11 protein-coding genes are annotated in these 13,710 nt (G+C 63.1%); all 11 read right to left on the reverse strand.

The window, feature by feature from the left end; translation table 11 throughout:
* Window positions 1-86: 86 nt before the first annotated feature.
* Window positions 87-1,112: a tRNA-specific 2-thiouridylase gene (locus G453_RS0107615; RefSeq protein WP_027190574.1), complete on the reverse strand. Its 1,026-nt coding sequence runs from the start codon at window positions 1,110-1,112 to the stop codon at window positions 87-89.
* A 108-nt stretch (window positions 1,113-1,220) separates the two neighbouring features.
* Complete coding sequence (ppsA, locus tag G453_RS0107620; RefSeq protein WP_027190575.1) at window positions 1,221-3,629, reverse strand: phosphoenolpyruvate synthase; 2,409 nt, start codon at window positions 3,627-3,629, stop codon at window positions 1,221-1,223.
* Between the two features lie 73 nt (window positions 3,630-3,702).
* The gene (locus tag G453_RS0107625; RefSeq protein WP_027190576.1) at window positions 3,703-4,446 is read right to left on the reverse strand and encodes a substrate-binding periplasmic protein; all 744 of its coding nucleotides are present in this window, start codon (window positions 4,444-4,446) and stop codon (window positions 3,703-3,705) included.
* A 121-nt stretch (window positions 4,447-4,567) separates the two neighbouring features.
* Window positions 4,568-5,596 (reverse strand): cytochrome d ubiquinol oxidase subunit II, encoded by a 1,029-nt coding sequence (cydB, locus tag G453_RS0107630; protein WP_027190577.1) that lies wholly within the window; start codon window positions 5,594-5,596, stop codon window positions 4,568-4,570.
* A 16-nt stretch (window positions 5,597-5,612) separates the two neighbouring features.
* The gene (locus G453_RS0107635) at window positions 5,613-6,914 is read right to left on the reverse strand and encodes a cytochrome ubiquinol oxidase subunit I (protein ID WP_027190578.1); all 1,302 of its coding nucleotides are present in this window, start codon (window positions 6,912-6,914) and stop codon (window positions 5,613-5,615) included.
* A 134-nt stretch (window positions 6,915-7,048) separates the two neighbouring features.
* A complete protein-coding gene (locus G453_RS0107640; protein WP_027190579.1) occupies window positions 7,049-7,510 on the reverse strand; it encodes an RrF2 family transcriptional regulator in 462 nt (153 codons plus the stop codon).
* Window positions 7,511-7,824: 314 nt separating this feature from the next.
* Window positions 7,825-8,895, reverse strand: a complete 1,071-nt coding sequence (locus tag G453_RS0107645) for an acyltransferase family protein (protein WP_084502167.1) — start codon at window positions 8,893-8,895, stop codon at window positions 7,825-7,827.
* A 236-nt stretch (window positions 8,896-9,131) separates the two neighbouring features.
* Complete coding sequence (locus G453_RS0107650; RefSeq protein WP_027190581.1) at window positions 9,132-10,337, reverse strand: FprA family A-type flavoprotein; 1,206 nt, start codon at window positions 10,335-10,337, stop codon at window positions 9,132-9,134.
* An 83-nt stretch (window positions 10,338-10,420) separates the two neighbouring features.
* Complete coding sequence (gene rd / locus G453_RS27105; RefSeq protein ID WP_084502168.1) at window positions 10,421-10,579, reverse strand: rubredoxin; 159 nt, start codon at window positions 10,577-10,579, stop codon at window positions 10,421-10,423.
* 259 nt (window positions 10,580-10,838) lie between these two features.
* A complete protein-coding gene (locus G453_RS22950) occupies window positions 10,839-12,878 on the reverse strand; it encodes a methyl-accepting chemotaxis protein (protein ID WP_051271980.1) in 2,040 nt (679 codons plus the stop codon).
* A 116-nt stretch (window positions 12,879-12,994) separates the two neighbouring features.
* On the reverse strand, window positions 12,995-13,453 hold the full coding sequence (locus G453_RS0107665; protein WP_027190582.1) for a cytochrome c family protein: 459 nt from the start codon (window positions 13,451-13,453) through the stop codon (window positions 12,995-12,997).
* Between the last annotated feature and the right edge of the window lie 257 nt (window positions 13,454-13,710).

A 13,710-nucleotide genomic window follows, 5' to 3' on the forward strand; every position in this document is an offset into this window, starting at 1 on the left:
TGGGATACGCAAGGTTCCCGGCAACTTCAAGCCATGATCGGACTTCGGAGGGCCGCCCGCCTGCACGAGGAAGTGTCTGGCCGATGCTACAGGATGACCCCGCCCGCCAGGGCGCGCCCGGAACCGTCGAACACCGCCGCCACCTGTCCGGGCGTGGGCTTTGGGATGGGATTGTCGAAGCGCAGGGACAAGAGGCCGTCGCGCGCCAGCGACGCCCGCACCGGAGCGGGGCGCTGGCGGTAGCAGGTCTGGGCCAGCGGCGCATCTGGCCACTCCTCGAAGGGGACCAGCAGGTTCACCTCGCGAACATGGCAGTCATGGGCATCAAGGCCGGACTTCGGACCCGCGATCAGCGCGTTCTCGCTGGCGATCTTGTCCAGCACGTACAGCGGCTCGCTCCAGGGGATGCCCAGGCCCTTGCGCTGTCCGATGGTGTGCCGCCACAGCCCCTGATGGCGGCCAATCTCGCGCCCGTCCGGCAGGCGCACCGGGCCGGGACCGGGGACGCGTGCGCCCTGGTCCTGCAGGAAGGCCCGGTAGTCGTCACCTGGGACGAAGCAGACCTCCTGGCTCTCCGAGGGCAGCGGCGGGGCAAGTCCGCGCGAGGCCAGGGCCGCCGGGACGTCGGCCTTGCGCCATTCCCCCAGCGGGAACAGGGCGCGCCGGAGTTTTTCCGGGGGCGTAAGCGTCAGGAAATAGCTCTGGTCCTTGGCGGGGTCGGCTCCGCGCAGGAGGCCCCCGCGCTCATCCTGGCGGGCGTAATGACCGGTGGCGATGCGCCCAGCGCCCAGGCGCACGGCCTCGTCCGCCAGCAGGCCGAACTTCATGTCCCGGTTGCAGGCGGCGCAGGGGTTGGGGGTGAGCCCTGCGGCGTAGGCGTCCATGAAGGGCTCAATCACCAAACGCCTGAACTCGCCGGAGAGGTCCACGGCGGCAAAGGGCACGCCGTGAGAGCGGCACAGATCGTCCAGCGCCCGCACGAGGCGGAGCTGGCGGTCGTCAGGGGGCAGGAAGTGGGCATGCAGGGCCAGCGCGTCGTGACCGGCCTCGCGTACGAGCGCCAGGGCCAGGAGGCTGTCCATGCCGCCGGATACGGCGACGGCTACGGTCATGGGGCGCACCTGTTCGTCATGGAGTGGTCTGGTAACAGGGAACGCCGAAAACCGGAACAGGGGCCGGACGCGCCCGCCCGGCTCCTGCTGCCCAAAACGTGCTCCCTGCTACCTCCCCAGCCGTTTCTCCAGCGCCGCCACGGCCAGGGTGGTCTTGATCACCGTGTCCGGATTGAGCGACATGCTCTGGATGCCGCACTCCACGATGAACTCCGCGAACTCCGGGTAGTCCGACGGGGCCTGCCCGCAGATGCCGATGTACTTGCCCTTGGCGTTGCACACCTCGATCACCTGTTTGACCATCTTCTTCACTGCGGGGTTTCGCTCGTCATACACATGGGCCACCAGCTCCGAGTCGCGGTCAACGCCCAGGATCAGCTGTGTCAGGTCGTTGGTGCCGATGGAGAAGCCGTCGAACACCTCCAGGAACTCCTCGGCCATGATGACGTTGGAGGGAATCTCGCACATGCCGATCACCCTCAGGCCGTTCTCGTCCTGCCTCAGGCCGTATCCGGCCATGGTGTCCACCACCCTGCGGGCCTCCTCCACGGTGCGCGGGAAAGGGATCATCACCTCCAGGTTCACAAGCCCCATCTCGTCGCGGATTTTCCGGATGGCCCGGCACTCCAGGGCGAAGGCCTCCTTGTAGGCGTCCGAGTAGTAGCGGCTGGCCCCGCGCCAGCCGATCATGGGGTTCTCCTCGCGCGGCTCGAACTGCGCGCCGCCGATCAGGTTGGCGTACTCGTTGGTCTTGAAATCCGACAGACGCACGATCACCGGCTTGGGATAGAAGGCGGCGGCCAGCATGCCCACGCCCTCGGCCAGCTTGTCTACGAAGTACTGGGCCTTGTCCTTGTAGGTGAAGGTCATGTCCGCGATGGTCTGTTTGGCCGCCTGGTCTGTGAGCGCGTCAAAGTGCAGCAGCGCCAGCGGGTGGATGCGGATGGCGGAGTTTATGATGAATTCCTCGCGCGCGAGCCCCACGCCGTCGTTTGGTATGAAGCTCTTCTCGAAGGCCTGGTCCGGTGCGGCCAGGTTCATGGTGATCTTGGTCTTGGGGCGCGGGATGTCCGAGAGGTTCAACTCCTCCACGGTGAAGTCCAGGAGCCCCCGGTATACGCGCCCATCCGCGCCCTGGGAGCAGTCCACGGTTATTTCCTGCCCCTCGGCGATCCGCTCGGTGCCGTGGCCGGTGCCCACCACGCAGGGGATGCCAAGCTCGCGCGAGACGATGGCCGCGTGGCAGGTGCGCCCGCCCCGGTTGGTGACGATGGCCGAGGCGATCTTCATGATGGGTTCCCAGTCCGGGTCGGTCATGTCCGTGACCAGCACCTCGCCACGCTTGAACTGCTTGATGTTGGCGGCCTCTTTTATGATGTGCGCGCCGCCCCTGCCGATCATCTCGCCCACGGCCTTGCCCACGGCCAGCACCTCGCCCGTCTGGCCGAGTACGTACTTGCGCAGCACGTTCACGTCCTTCTGGGAGTGAACCGTCTCTGGCCGTGCCTGCACGATGAACAGCTCGTCCGTGACGCCGTCCTTGGCCCACTCGATGTCCATGGGCTTTAAGTGTCCTGCCCTGGCGGAGTAGTGGTCCTCGATGACCATGGCCATGCGGGCCAGCTCGAGCACCTCGTTGTCCGTGACCACCAGCCTGCGCCGGTCGGACAGGGGCACGTCCACGTTCTTGGTGGGGGACTTGGCGTCATCCGTGTAGACCATCTTGATGGCCTTCTCGCCGGTCTTTCGCATGATCACTGGCCTGAATCCCAGGCGCAGCGTGGGCTTGAACACGTAGTACTCGTCGGGGCTGACAGCGCCCTGCACCACGTTCTCGCCCAGGCCCCACGCGCCGGTTATGTACACCGCGTCCTTGAAGCCGGACTCCGTGTCGATGGAGAACATGACGCCAGACGAGGCCAGGTCCGAGCGCACCATCTTCTGCACCGCGATGGACAGGGCGATGGCGAAGTGGTCGAAGCCTTTGTCCACCCGGTAGGAGATGGCGCGGTTGGTGAAAAGCGAGGCGAAGCAGCGCTGGCAGGCCTCCATCAGTTCTTCCACGCCGTGGATGTTCAGGTAGGTCTCCTGCTGCCCCGCGAAGGAGGCGTCTGGCAGGTCCTCGGCGGTGGCCGAGGAACGCACGGCCACGTCGCAGCTTGCGCCGTAGCGCTTTTCAAGCTCGGCGTAGGCCTGCTCGATGGCCCGGCGCAACTCGTCCGGGAAAGCCAGCGAGCGCACCAGGGCGCGCACCTTGCGGCCGCGCTGGGCCAGATTTTCCATGTCGTGGGTGTTCAGGTCGTTCAGGATGCTGCGGATCTTGCGCGCGGCGTCGTTGTGGTCCAGCAGGAGCCGGTAGGCCGTGGCGGTCACGGCGAAACCGCCCGGCACGCGCACGCCCTTGGGGCCGAGTTCGCGGACCATCTCGCCCAGGGAGGCGTTCTTACCGCCCACCAGGGGCACGTCGTCTATGGTGATATCTTCGAACCAGAGGATGAGTGCGGTGTTGCGGTCCATGAGGGGCCTCCTCGGGAGTGATTGCCGCATGGATAGCACGGGGGCGGGGATGATGAGAAGAGGCTGCGGGGCGTCACTTCCCCAATATGCTGGTGACGATGTTGTCCCAGGTGCCGTCTTCGCGCATGGAGCGCAGCGCAGCGTTGAACTCCGCCAATGTTTGTTTCATATGCTCCTGTCTGGAAAACGCGAGGAACGCCGGGGTGACGCTGAAGGGCTTCTCCTGGATGGTGAACTTGTCGCGGGACCCTGTTCCGGCCATGGCGGAAAATGCCGCCTCGCGCACGCATAGGATCACGTCGATGCGCTGGGCGCGCAGCTTTTCCAGGTTCTGGCCGTCGCCGTCGGCTTCCTCCACCTGGAACACGCCCGCCTTGCGCGCAGCCTCGAATTCGTCGCCGTAGGTCCAGCCTCTGCTGATGCCCAGCATCTTCCCGCGCAGGGATTCGATCCCCTCGTACTTCAGGCCGCTGCCTGCGCGGGTCACCACCAGGAGCGTTTCCTCGAAGAGGGAGTCGCTGTAGTCGTATTTGTGCAGCCGCTCCTCGGTTTTGTAGATTCCCGCCACTCCTGCATGTCCGTCATCCATGGAGATGAGCGCCCGCTTCCAGGGAAGGGCTTCCAGGGTCACTGGCTGGCCCATGCGCGTGAAGGCCTCCGCGATGATCGCGGGGTAGATGCCCACAGCCTTGTTGTCGGCGGCGTACATGAACGGAGGGTTGGCCTGATCGAACAGGATGCGCAGAGGTTGCGTCCAGCCAGAGGACGCCTGGAGAAGAATGGCCGCAAAGGCCAGGGTGATGATGCGCAGCAGCATGGGATACCCCGACGATATTCAAAGAATAACTCCTGCAAGTTCATTGGTAAAGTGCGAAATAAAAACCCCCCGGAACTTTTGTTCCGGGGGGTTGCTGATTCATGTCGTGAGGAAGTTGACCTTAGTACGCTTCGTCGTACTCCACGCTCTTCTCATTCACCTTGTGGTTGAAGGTCTTGTACACCCACGCCTGATACAAGATGACGATGGGCACGAAGGTAAGCGCCACCACCAGCATGATCTTCAGCGTCAGCGGCGAGGACGAGCTGTTGGCGATGGTCATGGACCAGGCCGGGTTCAGGCTGGAGGGCAAGAGTTTCGGGAACAGCCCCACCACGCCGAACAGCGCAACGCCCGCGATGGTCACGGCGCTGGCGGTCCAGGCTGCGGCGAAGCGGTGCTGCCCGATGTACACGCGCTGCATCAGCAGGCCGCCCACGGGCAGGGCCAGGATGAGCATCAAGAGGGGGTTGTCCAGGTAGTTCTGGAAGAGCTGCGTGGCGACCGCAGAGAACACCAGGAACAACACGGCGATCAGGAGCAGCGCGGGCCAGATCTTCTCGGCCACGCGCATGGCCCGCTCGCGCAGGACGCCTTCGGTCTTGCAGCACAGGTACAGCGCCCCGTGCATGATGAAGGCGCACACGAACAGCACGCCGCCGCACAGGCCGTAGGGGTTCAGCAGAGTGAACAGGGTGCCCTGGTAGACGCCGTCCTTGTCGATGGGGATGCCCTTGAAGATGTTGGCGAAGGCCACGCCCAGGAGCAGCGCCGGGAGGAAGCTGCCCACGAAGTGGATGTTGTCCCAGAGCTTGCGCATGCCGGGCGTCTCCATCTTGGAGCGGAACTCGAAGGAGATGCCCCGGAAGATGAGCGCGAACAGAAGGAGCATCAGCGCCGAGTACATGGCCGAGAACAGCACTGCGTAGGTTCCGGGGAAGGCCGCGAAGGTCACGCCGCCGGCAGTGATGAGCCAGACCTCGTTGCCGTCCCAGAAGGGGCCGACGGAGTTCATGAGGATGCGTTTTTCAACGTCGTTCTTGGCGATGACCGGCGAAAGCATGCCCACGCCCAGATCGAAGCCGTCCAGCACGAAGTAGACGGCCCACAACACGCCCCATAAGAGAAACCAGATGGTTCCGAGTTCCATGTCATTCTCCTTGAGGTTAGTGGACCGGGCCCTGCTTGGCGTACTTCACCAAGAGGTAGATGTCGACGATGCCCAGGAAGGCGTACACGATGATGAACGCCGCCAGCGAGATGGCCACCTGGGAGGGGTCCACCGGGGAGACCGCGTCCTTGGTCCGCATGAGCCCGTGGACGATCCAGGGCTGACGTCCCACCTCGGCCACGGCCCAGCCCGCCTGGATGGCGATGTAGGGCAGCGGCAAGGCCCAGATCATGGCGCGCAGATAGGCGGGGTATTCGGTCAGCTTGTTGGATTTCCACCAGCCGAAGAACGCCAGGAGCGGGAACAGCGTCCCCAGGATCACCATGATGCGGAAGCTCCAGAAGGTGATGCCCACGGGGGGACGGTCTTCGGGCTTGAAGTCCAGAAGTCCTTTCACCTCGGCGTTGGGGTCGTTGAAGGCCAGCATGGACAAGAGGCCCGGGATGCCGAAGGCTTCCACCGAGTTCTTCTCGTTGGCCGCGTCGGGGATGGTCAGCAGGTACATGGGGGCGTTTTTCTGGGTGTGCCAGTGCGCTTCCATGGCCGCGAGCTTGGCGGGCTGGATCTGGGCGACCTCGTTGCCGTGCAGGTGGCCATGCGCGACCAGCACCACTGAGAAGATCAGCGACATCACCGCCCCGTACTTGAAGGAGCTGGTGAAGAACGTCACTTCGTTCTTGCGCAGCAGGTGCCAGGAGGACACCGCCATCACGAAGAAGCCCGACAGCAAAAACGCCGCCGACAGCGTGTGGATGTACTGGCTCCAGGCGAAGGGGTTGGTGATCAGCGCCACGAAGTCGTCGAGCTCGGCGCGTCCGTTTCGCATCACGTAGCCCAGCGGGTTCTGCATGAAGCCGTTGGCGATGATGATCCACAGGGCCGAGAGGTTGGCCGCGAAGGCCGCCAGACAGATGGCTGTGGCGTGCATGCGTTTGGAGAGCTTGTCCCAGCCGAACACCCACACGCCGATCATGGTGGATTCCAGGAAGAACGCCACGGATGCCTCGATGGCCAGCAGGGGGCCGAAGATGTCGCCCACGTAGGCCGAATAGCGCGACCAGTTGGTGCCGAACTGGAATTCGAGGGTTATGCCGGTGACGATGCCTATTGCGAAGTTGATGAGAAAGAGTTTGCCCCAGTACTTGGCCATCTTCTTGTACATTTCATCGCCGGTGCGGACGTATTTTGTCTCCATGAGCGCAACGATGATGGAGAGTCCCAGCGTCAGCGGAACGAAGATGAAATGGAAGAAGGTGGCGGCGGCAAACTGCAAACGGGAAAGCATCAAGGTGTCCATGCGCCTTCTCTCCTATGCCTGGCCGGTTGAAAGGTGATGCCTGTTGTCACGATTGATTGATCCGAACTCCAATTCCTTAACCACTCACTGCACTGCTTCGCCGCACTCTGGACAAACTGCGCGGCATCCGGCTCTCAGGGGAGTCTGGCCACGGGGACGTTGCGTTTGGCGTGCACGTCGGAGCCGGGGCAGTCGTCGCTGGCCGCCAGATCCGAAAAGCTCGCCGAACGCAGCGTGTCCCGAAACTGCGTCCTGGCCTTGTCCCAGACGCGGTGCACGGCGCAGAAACGGCTGCGTCCGCATTCCTGGGGCCTGGAAAGACACTCATTCACCAGTATTTCTCCGTCGATGGCTTCCACGACCATTAGCAGAGAAATATCGCCCGGGGGAAGCGCCAATTCATAACCGCCGCGCGCTCCCTGGCGCACCACCAGGACGCCCGCCTTGGCCAGGCCCTGGACGATCTTGCCCAGGAAGGCCATGGGGATGTCCATGGCCTCGGACACCTCGCGGCGGCTGGCCAGTTGCCCCGGGGGGCGTTTGGCCAGGTAGAGCACGCAGCGGATGGCGTATTCGGCGGCACGGGTCAGTTTCATGCGGTTCCTCAGTAGGACAAATAAGAGCTTGTTTGTCTCATATGCCTATGCCTGAAACCTGTCAACGCGAATCAGGGGAATATGCGGTATTTTTCCGAGCAATGCCGCAGGGATTTCCTGCGCGCCGAGGCAGAGGCAGCGGGTTGTCAATGTCAGGGGGCATGAAGCCATCAGGTCCGCGCCGGGGCGGCGCCGGGAATCAACCCGCGTGGAGACTCAGGACAGACCTAAATCTGCATTGAGGTCTTGAAGGCAAGGGCGTGAGGTTCTGCAATATGTCTGCAGGCGTACCCATGTTTAGCAGGGGGGTGCTGCTAGGGCTTGTTCTTGTCCAGCGGGGCCACAGCCTGAAGCCAGGGCATGTGCCTGCGCAGGGTCATGGCCAGGCCCTCGGCCAGGGCGCGGTTCACCCAGGTTTTCAGGAGCTTGTGCAGTGAGACGTCCACCTGTCCCAGGTACCAGAAGGCCCCCATGCACAAAACCAGGGCGATGAGCCCGGCGATGAGTCCGGGAGGCTGGCCGGTAATGGCTGTCCAGCGGTCCAGTACCAGGATGATGATGTTGGAGTGCACAAGGTAGAGCGCGTAGGAGTAGTCGCCCAGTTGCGCCAGCAGTCTGGGGGAGCGCACCCGGCTCTCCAGGCGGATGAGCCAGTCGATGAGCAGGCAGGAAATCACGCCCAGGGTGTACAGCACGGCGTAGGCCTGCGAGTACAGCACCGAGATGACGCAGGTGGTCGCCAGGGCCACCTGGGCGGCCCAGGCCTGCGTCGCGGGTTCGTTTCTGCGCTGGATGTAATAGAATGTCAGCGCGCCCAGGATGAAGGAGTAGTTCCAGATGGAGAGCCAGATGGAGGCGACGTTCGGCAGCGGCTTGGGCGGCGTGAAGCCGGAGATGTCCGAGAGGATCACCGCGAACAGCCATGCCAGCAGGAACGCCGGGAAGTGCCGGTTCCATTTCGGGCGGCAGAAGAAGGCGCAGATGAAATAGTACCAGATCTCGTAGACCAGGGTCCATTCTATGCCCAGCTTGTAGCTCTTGCCCATGCCGAAGGGCAGCAGGGAAAGAACGGCGGGGAGGTTGTCGAAATCAAGCGGCATGCTGGTGAAGGCACGCAACACAAACGATATGGCCACCACCAGGAAGTAGGTGGGATAGACGCGCAGCAGGCGTTGCACCAGGAAGTTGGGAGCGCAGCGGTCCACCAGGAAGGCCATGAAATAACCGGATATTGCGAAAAAACCGCAGGGGATGCCGCCGAAGATGTTCGGCATGAAGTCAAAAAGGGACGGATCGCCCGAGCGTGCGAGATATATCTTGATATGCATGAACACGACGCCCACGCATAGCAGGCCTCGAAGGGCTTGGATCAGAGTATAAGTCATTCTTTATGATGCTGGTTAGGGCAAGGTGAGCTAAATGCTCAAACTGACAGGATAAAGTATCCAAAGGCAAGATTTAGCAAATTTCCAGGGCACGGTCAACGCGGACAGTGCAACAGACGCGGCGGTCCGATGCCCGCATGCAAGACAGAGCCGGGCGTATTGGGCTCAGTTACAGTCGCTGGAACATGCAAAAGGGGGACGGCCAAGCCGCCCCCCTTTGAGATGCGCTATGTGATTCAGGAGGCTGCGATCTTGGCCTGGAGAGTCTTGGCCACGTTGCGGCCCATCTCCACGCAGGCCTTGAGCTGGTCGTGGGTGGGCCTGTTCTTGGCGCGCACGCCTTCCACCATGTCGAAGTGCATGGCGGCCAGGGCTTCGTTTACCAGTTTGAGGGACTCGCCGCTCCAGCCATAGGAGCCAAACGCCGCAGCGACCTTGTTCAGGGGCTTCAGGCCCTTCATGTAGGTCAGCATGGCTGAGACCAGGGGCAGCACGCCGTTGTTGTGGGTGGCGGAGCCCACCACGACCGCCCCGGCCTCGAACACCTCGGCCATCACGTCGGAGTGGTGGTCGGACTTGAGCGACATCACCCGCACGGGGGTTCCGGCCTCGACCAGCCCTTCGGCGATGGCGTGGGCCATCCTCTCGGTGGAGCGCCACATGGTGTCGTAGAACACCACGGCACGGTTGACGGGCTTTTGCAGGGCGAAGCGGCGGTAGTCGTCCAGCACGCGGGCCACGCCCTCGCCGCGCCAGATCAGGCCGTGGTCCGGGGCGATCATGTCCACGGGCCAGCCCAGCTTGCCGAATTCGTCCAGGAGCTTCAGCGTCACGGAGGAGAAGGGCAGCACGATGTTGGCGTAGTAGCGCGACAGCTGCCTGGCCAGTTCGCCCTGGTCCACCTCGTCGGCGAAGCGCGCGGAGGTGGCGTAGTTCTGGCCGAAGGCGTCGGAGGAGATAAGGAGCTTGTCTTCCTCCACGTAGGTCATCATGGAGTCGGGCCAGTGCAGCATGCGGGTTTCGACGAAGCGCAGGGTGCGGCTGCCGATGGAGACGCTGTCGCCGGTCTTGACCACCTGGAGCGGCCAGCCCGAAATGTCGTAGTATTCCTTGAGGGCCTTTTCGCCCATGACAGAGCAGAAGATCTTCTCGGGCTTGCAGGCTTTCACCAGCTCGGGCAGCGCGCCGGAGTGGTCGGGCTCCACGTGGTTGACCACGATGTAGTCCACCTCGGAGGGCGGCATCACGTGGGCGATGTTGCACAGAAGTTTCCCGGCGAAACGGTCTTCAACCGTGTCGATGACGGTGTTCTTCTGGTCCTTGATGAGAAACGCGTTGTATGTGGTGCCCTGGGGGGACAGGGAGTAGCCGTGGAAGTTGCGGCGGTCCCAGTCCACGGCGCCAATCCAGTATATGTCTTTTTTGATCTCGGCGGCAGTCATTTCGGTACCTCGAAAGGGGGGGGATGGAAGAAAGGCAAAGGGCCCGCCGCCCGGCGGGGCGGCGGGCCCTTTGCAAGACGGGCTTATTCCTTGACGAATTCGCTTTTGGGTGCTCCGCAGACGGGACAGGCCCAGTCGTCGGGCACTTTATCCCAGCTGGTGCCGGGGGAGACGCCGTTTTCGGGGTCGCCCTCGGCGGGATCGTACACATATCCACAGACGTTGCAGACGTACTTATCCATGTGGCCTCCTGAAGAAATGTCGGGAGCAAGCTACCATCTTTTGGCCCTCAGCGCCGGGTTCGCCCAAGGGCGAATCCTTGCCTGAGCGGCAAAGAGGTCAAGGCTCCTGACTACAATCGAAGCGGCGTAACGCTCCGAACAAGCGGGCTATACCCGGTTTACCAGCCGTTGTGAATGGGTTTGGGCATCTGCCTGGGAGGAGATGACTACAAAGCCCGGCTCACGGTTTTAATTCTATCTTTCCAACAGGGGGACATTGTCAAGCCTGAAGTGCTTGTCGCGATTCGCTCTGGCCCGAAAATTTTTCCGCAAGCCTCGCCAGATGGTTGGACATGTCGCGCACGGAGCTGATGCGCTGGTTGGCCTCTTGGATGCGTGCGGCGATGTCCTGCGAAAGGCCGTTGATGTGGCCCACGTTCTCGTTGATGGTCTCGCTGGTGGAGGACTGCTCCTCTGCCGCCGAGGCGATGGTCCGTATCATGTCCGCGATGCGGTTGGACTGCTCCACGATGTCCGCAAAGACCTTGCCGGTTCCCTCGGCCATGGCGGCAGCCTGCTCCACGGCGTCCTTGGTGCCTGCCATGCCGGATGCCGCGCGGCTGGTGCCGTCCTGGATCTGCGTGACCGCCTGGGCCACTTCGGCGGTGGCCTGCATGGTCTTCTCTGCCAGTTTGCGCACCTCGTCGGCCACCACGGCGAAGCCTCGCCCGGCGTCACCGGCTCGGGCCGCCTCGATGGCCGCGTTCAGGGCCAGCAGGTTGGTCTGGTCGGCGATGTCGCCCACCACGTCCATGATCCTGCCGATGTTCATGGCGCGGTCCTTGAGCTCTCCCAGCGAACCGGCCAGCTCTTCGGCCCTCGATGCCACCAGGCGCGTCTCGCTGGCTGTGCGGGTGACCTCCTGTCCGCCTTCCCTGGCCACGGTGTTGGCCTTGTCCGAGGCCTTGGCGGTCTCCCCGGCGTTTCTGGCCACTTCGAGCACCGTGTCGTTCATCTGGTCCATGGCCTTGGTCAGCGTGGAGGTCTGTGCGGCGGTCTCATCCACGCTTGAAGCCAGCGATTCCATCTGCTGGGACAGCTCCCTGGCGGATGAGGACAGGTCGGCCGACACGCGGCGCACTTCCTGGGCCACCTCCATGAGGTTCATGCGCTGTTCCTCGATGCGCAGCTTGGCCTCTTCTTCCTCCGTGAGGTCCATGAACACGGCGATGACGCCCAGGGCCTGCCCTTTCGCGCCGCGCAGGGGCGAAATTTCATAGTGCAGCGGGAAAATGACGCCGTCGCCGCGCTCGTAGTGGAGCTTGCCGCTTGCCGCCTGTCCGGACTTCATCACGTCCGCAGCCAGGGTGATGGGCGCGCCGCCCTCGCTCAGGGTGATGTCCGCGTGGCGGCAGGCCAGGTCTGTCACGTCTTTTCCCAGGATTTCGGCCAGCTGCGGGTTCACGAAACAGAACTCGCCGGATTCGTCGGTCACGAAGACGGGTATGTTCATGCCGGCCAGGACGCTTTTGTTGTACTCGAGCTGGTCCTGGATGGTGCGCACCATGCCCGCCAGATCGCGCGAGAGGCCTGAGAGCTCGTCCTGGCCGGACATGGTGAAGTCCACGTCGTGGCGGCCCTGGCGCACCAGCGACGTGTTGGAGGCGATGGTGCGGATGCGGTTAAGCACCGCGCGGCGCATGAACCAGGTGACCAGCCCCAGGAGCAGCAGCAGCCCGGCCAGCGAGATGAGCGCCCCCATGAGCTGGTCGCGTCCGGTCTGGGCCACGGTGGGGGAGATGTCCTGCATGACGACCACCGCGCCGAGCACTGCCTTGGCCGAGCCGTGGCAGTGATGGCACTCGGGTTCGTTTTTGATGGGCTTGGTCATGGCCAGCAGGTGCTTGCCGCCCTGGCTGGTGCGGGCGGAGCCTTCCGACCCGGCGAGGCTCCTGGCAACCAGGGCGCTCACGTCCTGGTTGCCCAGGAGGGGGGCGAGATCCTTTCGCAGGGCGGCCTTGTCCGTGGAGTAGGTGACGTTGCCCTTGAAGTCAGTGAGGAAGATGGTGGAGGCCGCGTCGCGCTTTGCCACCTTCTCGAACACGTGGGCGGTCTCGGTGTTTTTGCCCAGGCGCATGGGCTCTTCCACGGCCATGAGGATGAGGTCGGCGGTGCGCTCCGAGCTGGCCGAGACCAGCTCCATGGTGGATCGGTTCTGCCAGGCTGTGTTGGCCGCGAACAGTCCCCCGAAAACCACCACGGAGACCGCCGTGATCAGCAGAAGAACCCGGACGCCTAACGACTGGTAAAACAGGTGCATGCCCGAATCCTCCTCGTGCTGCGTGCTCGAAAATCGCTCATACGGTTCGCAAGGCTGAGCCGCGAGGCTCGTTCAAGATGAACGCGGCGCAGGGACCACACCCGGCAATCGAAGCGCTAATGCGCGCCGCCAAAAAGCATCGGCTTGAACCCGAAGGATTTGACCCGCTGTTCGTTGTGGCAGGTCTGGCACTGCTCGACAGTCAGTTTTGTCTGGATGAGGCTTTTGTCGCCGGATTGGGCGTGCTCGGACCCGGGGCCGTGGCAGACCTCGCATCCGGCGTTGGCCAGCTCCGGGGTTTTCTCGACGCTCACGAAGCCGCCGGGCTGGCCATAGCCCGTGGTGTGGCAGGCGTAGCATTCCCGAAGCTCGGCAGGTTCGAGCTTCGCGGACATGATCTGGATGGACTTGAACGAGTGCGCCTTCTTGGAGAACTTGGAGAAGGACGCATATTCCTTCTGGTGACACTCCGAGCAGGCTTTGGAACCGATGAAGGATTTCGGCTGCGCGGCGAACCCGGCGAGCGAAAACCCGAGAATCAACACAACACCAAGGAGAACGGCTGCGGCGCGCATGCCCAACCCCCTACGGCTCAGGTTGAGTGAATAAATACTTCGGGGTCCTGTTACGGCCATATTGTGTTGAGAGCAACACGAATTTTCACATTATATCGCGAAATAGCGTAAATAGGATGGTTTCCCGATTACGTGGCATGCATCAGGGGAGTTGCAGCCCGGTGGAGTACGCAACCGGGAGGCCAGTCCGAACGGGGATACGTCCGGAGCGGAAGCTTCAAGCAGTCTGGGCACTGCGGTGGCGTGGTTTTGCCGGG

This window comes from Fundidesulfovibrio putealis DSM 16056, from assembly GCF_000429325.1.
Classification (GTDB): Bacteria; Desulfobacterota; Desulfovibrionia; order Desulfovibrionales; family Desulfovibrionaceae; genus Fundidesulfovibrio; species Fundidesulfovibrio putealis.

Excerpts from the sequence above, each read along its gene's own strand:
- G453_RS0107615 (WP_027190574.1), bottom strand. The coding sequence starts at position 1,112 with ATGACCGTAGCCGTCGCCGTATCCGGCGGCATGGACAGCCTCCTGGCC.
- ppsA (WP_027190575.1), bottom strand. The coding sequence starts at position 3,629 with ATGGACCGCAACACCGCACTCATCCTCTGGTTCGAAGATATCACCATA.
- G453_RS0107625 (WP_027190576.1), bottom strand. The coding sequence starts at position 4,446 with ATGCTGCTGCGCATCATCACCCTGGCCTTTGCGGCCATTCTTCTCCAG.
- cydB (WP_027190577.1), bottom strand. The coding sequence starts at position 5,596 with ATGGAACTCGGAACCATCTGGTTTCTCTTATGGGGCGTGTTGTGGGCC.
- G453_RS0107635 (WP_027190578.1), bottom strand. The coding sequence starts at position 6,914 with ATGGACACCTTGATGCTTTCCCGTTTGCAGTTTGCCGCCGCCACCTTC.
- G453_RS0107640 (WP_027190579.1), bottom strand. The coding sequence starts at position 7,510 with ATGAAACTGACCCGTGCCGCCGAATACGCCATCCGCTGCGTGCTCTAC.
- G453_RS0107645 (WP_084502167.1), bottom strand. The coding sequence starts at position 8,895 with ATGACTTATACTCTGATCCAAGCCCTTCGAGGCCTGCTATGCGTGGGC.
- G453_RS0107650 (WP_027190581.1), bottom strand. The coding sequence starts at position 10,337 with ATGACTGCCGCCGAGATCAAAAAAGACATATACTGGATTGGCGCCGTG.
- rd (WP_084502168.1), bottom strand. The coding sequence starts at position 10,579 with ATGGATAAGTACGTCTGCAACGTCTGTGGATATGTGTACGATCCCGCC.
- G453_RS22950 (WP_051271980.1), bottom strand. The coding sequence starts at position 12,878 with ATGCACCTGTTTTACCAGTCGTTAGGCGTCCGGGTTCTTCTGCTGATC.
- G453_RS0107665 (WP_027190582.1), bottom strand. The coding sequence starts at position 13,453 with ATGCGCGCCGCAGCCGTTCTCCTTGGTGTTGTGTTGATTCTCGGGTTT.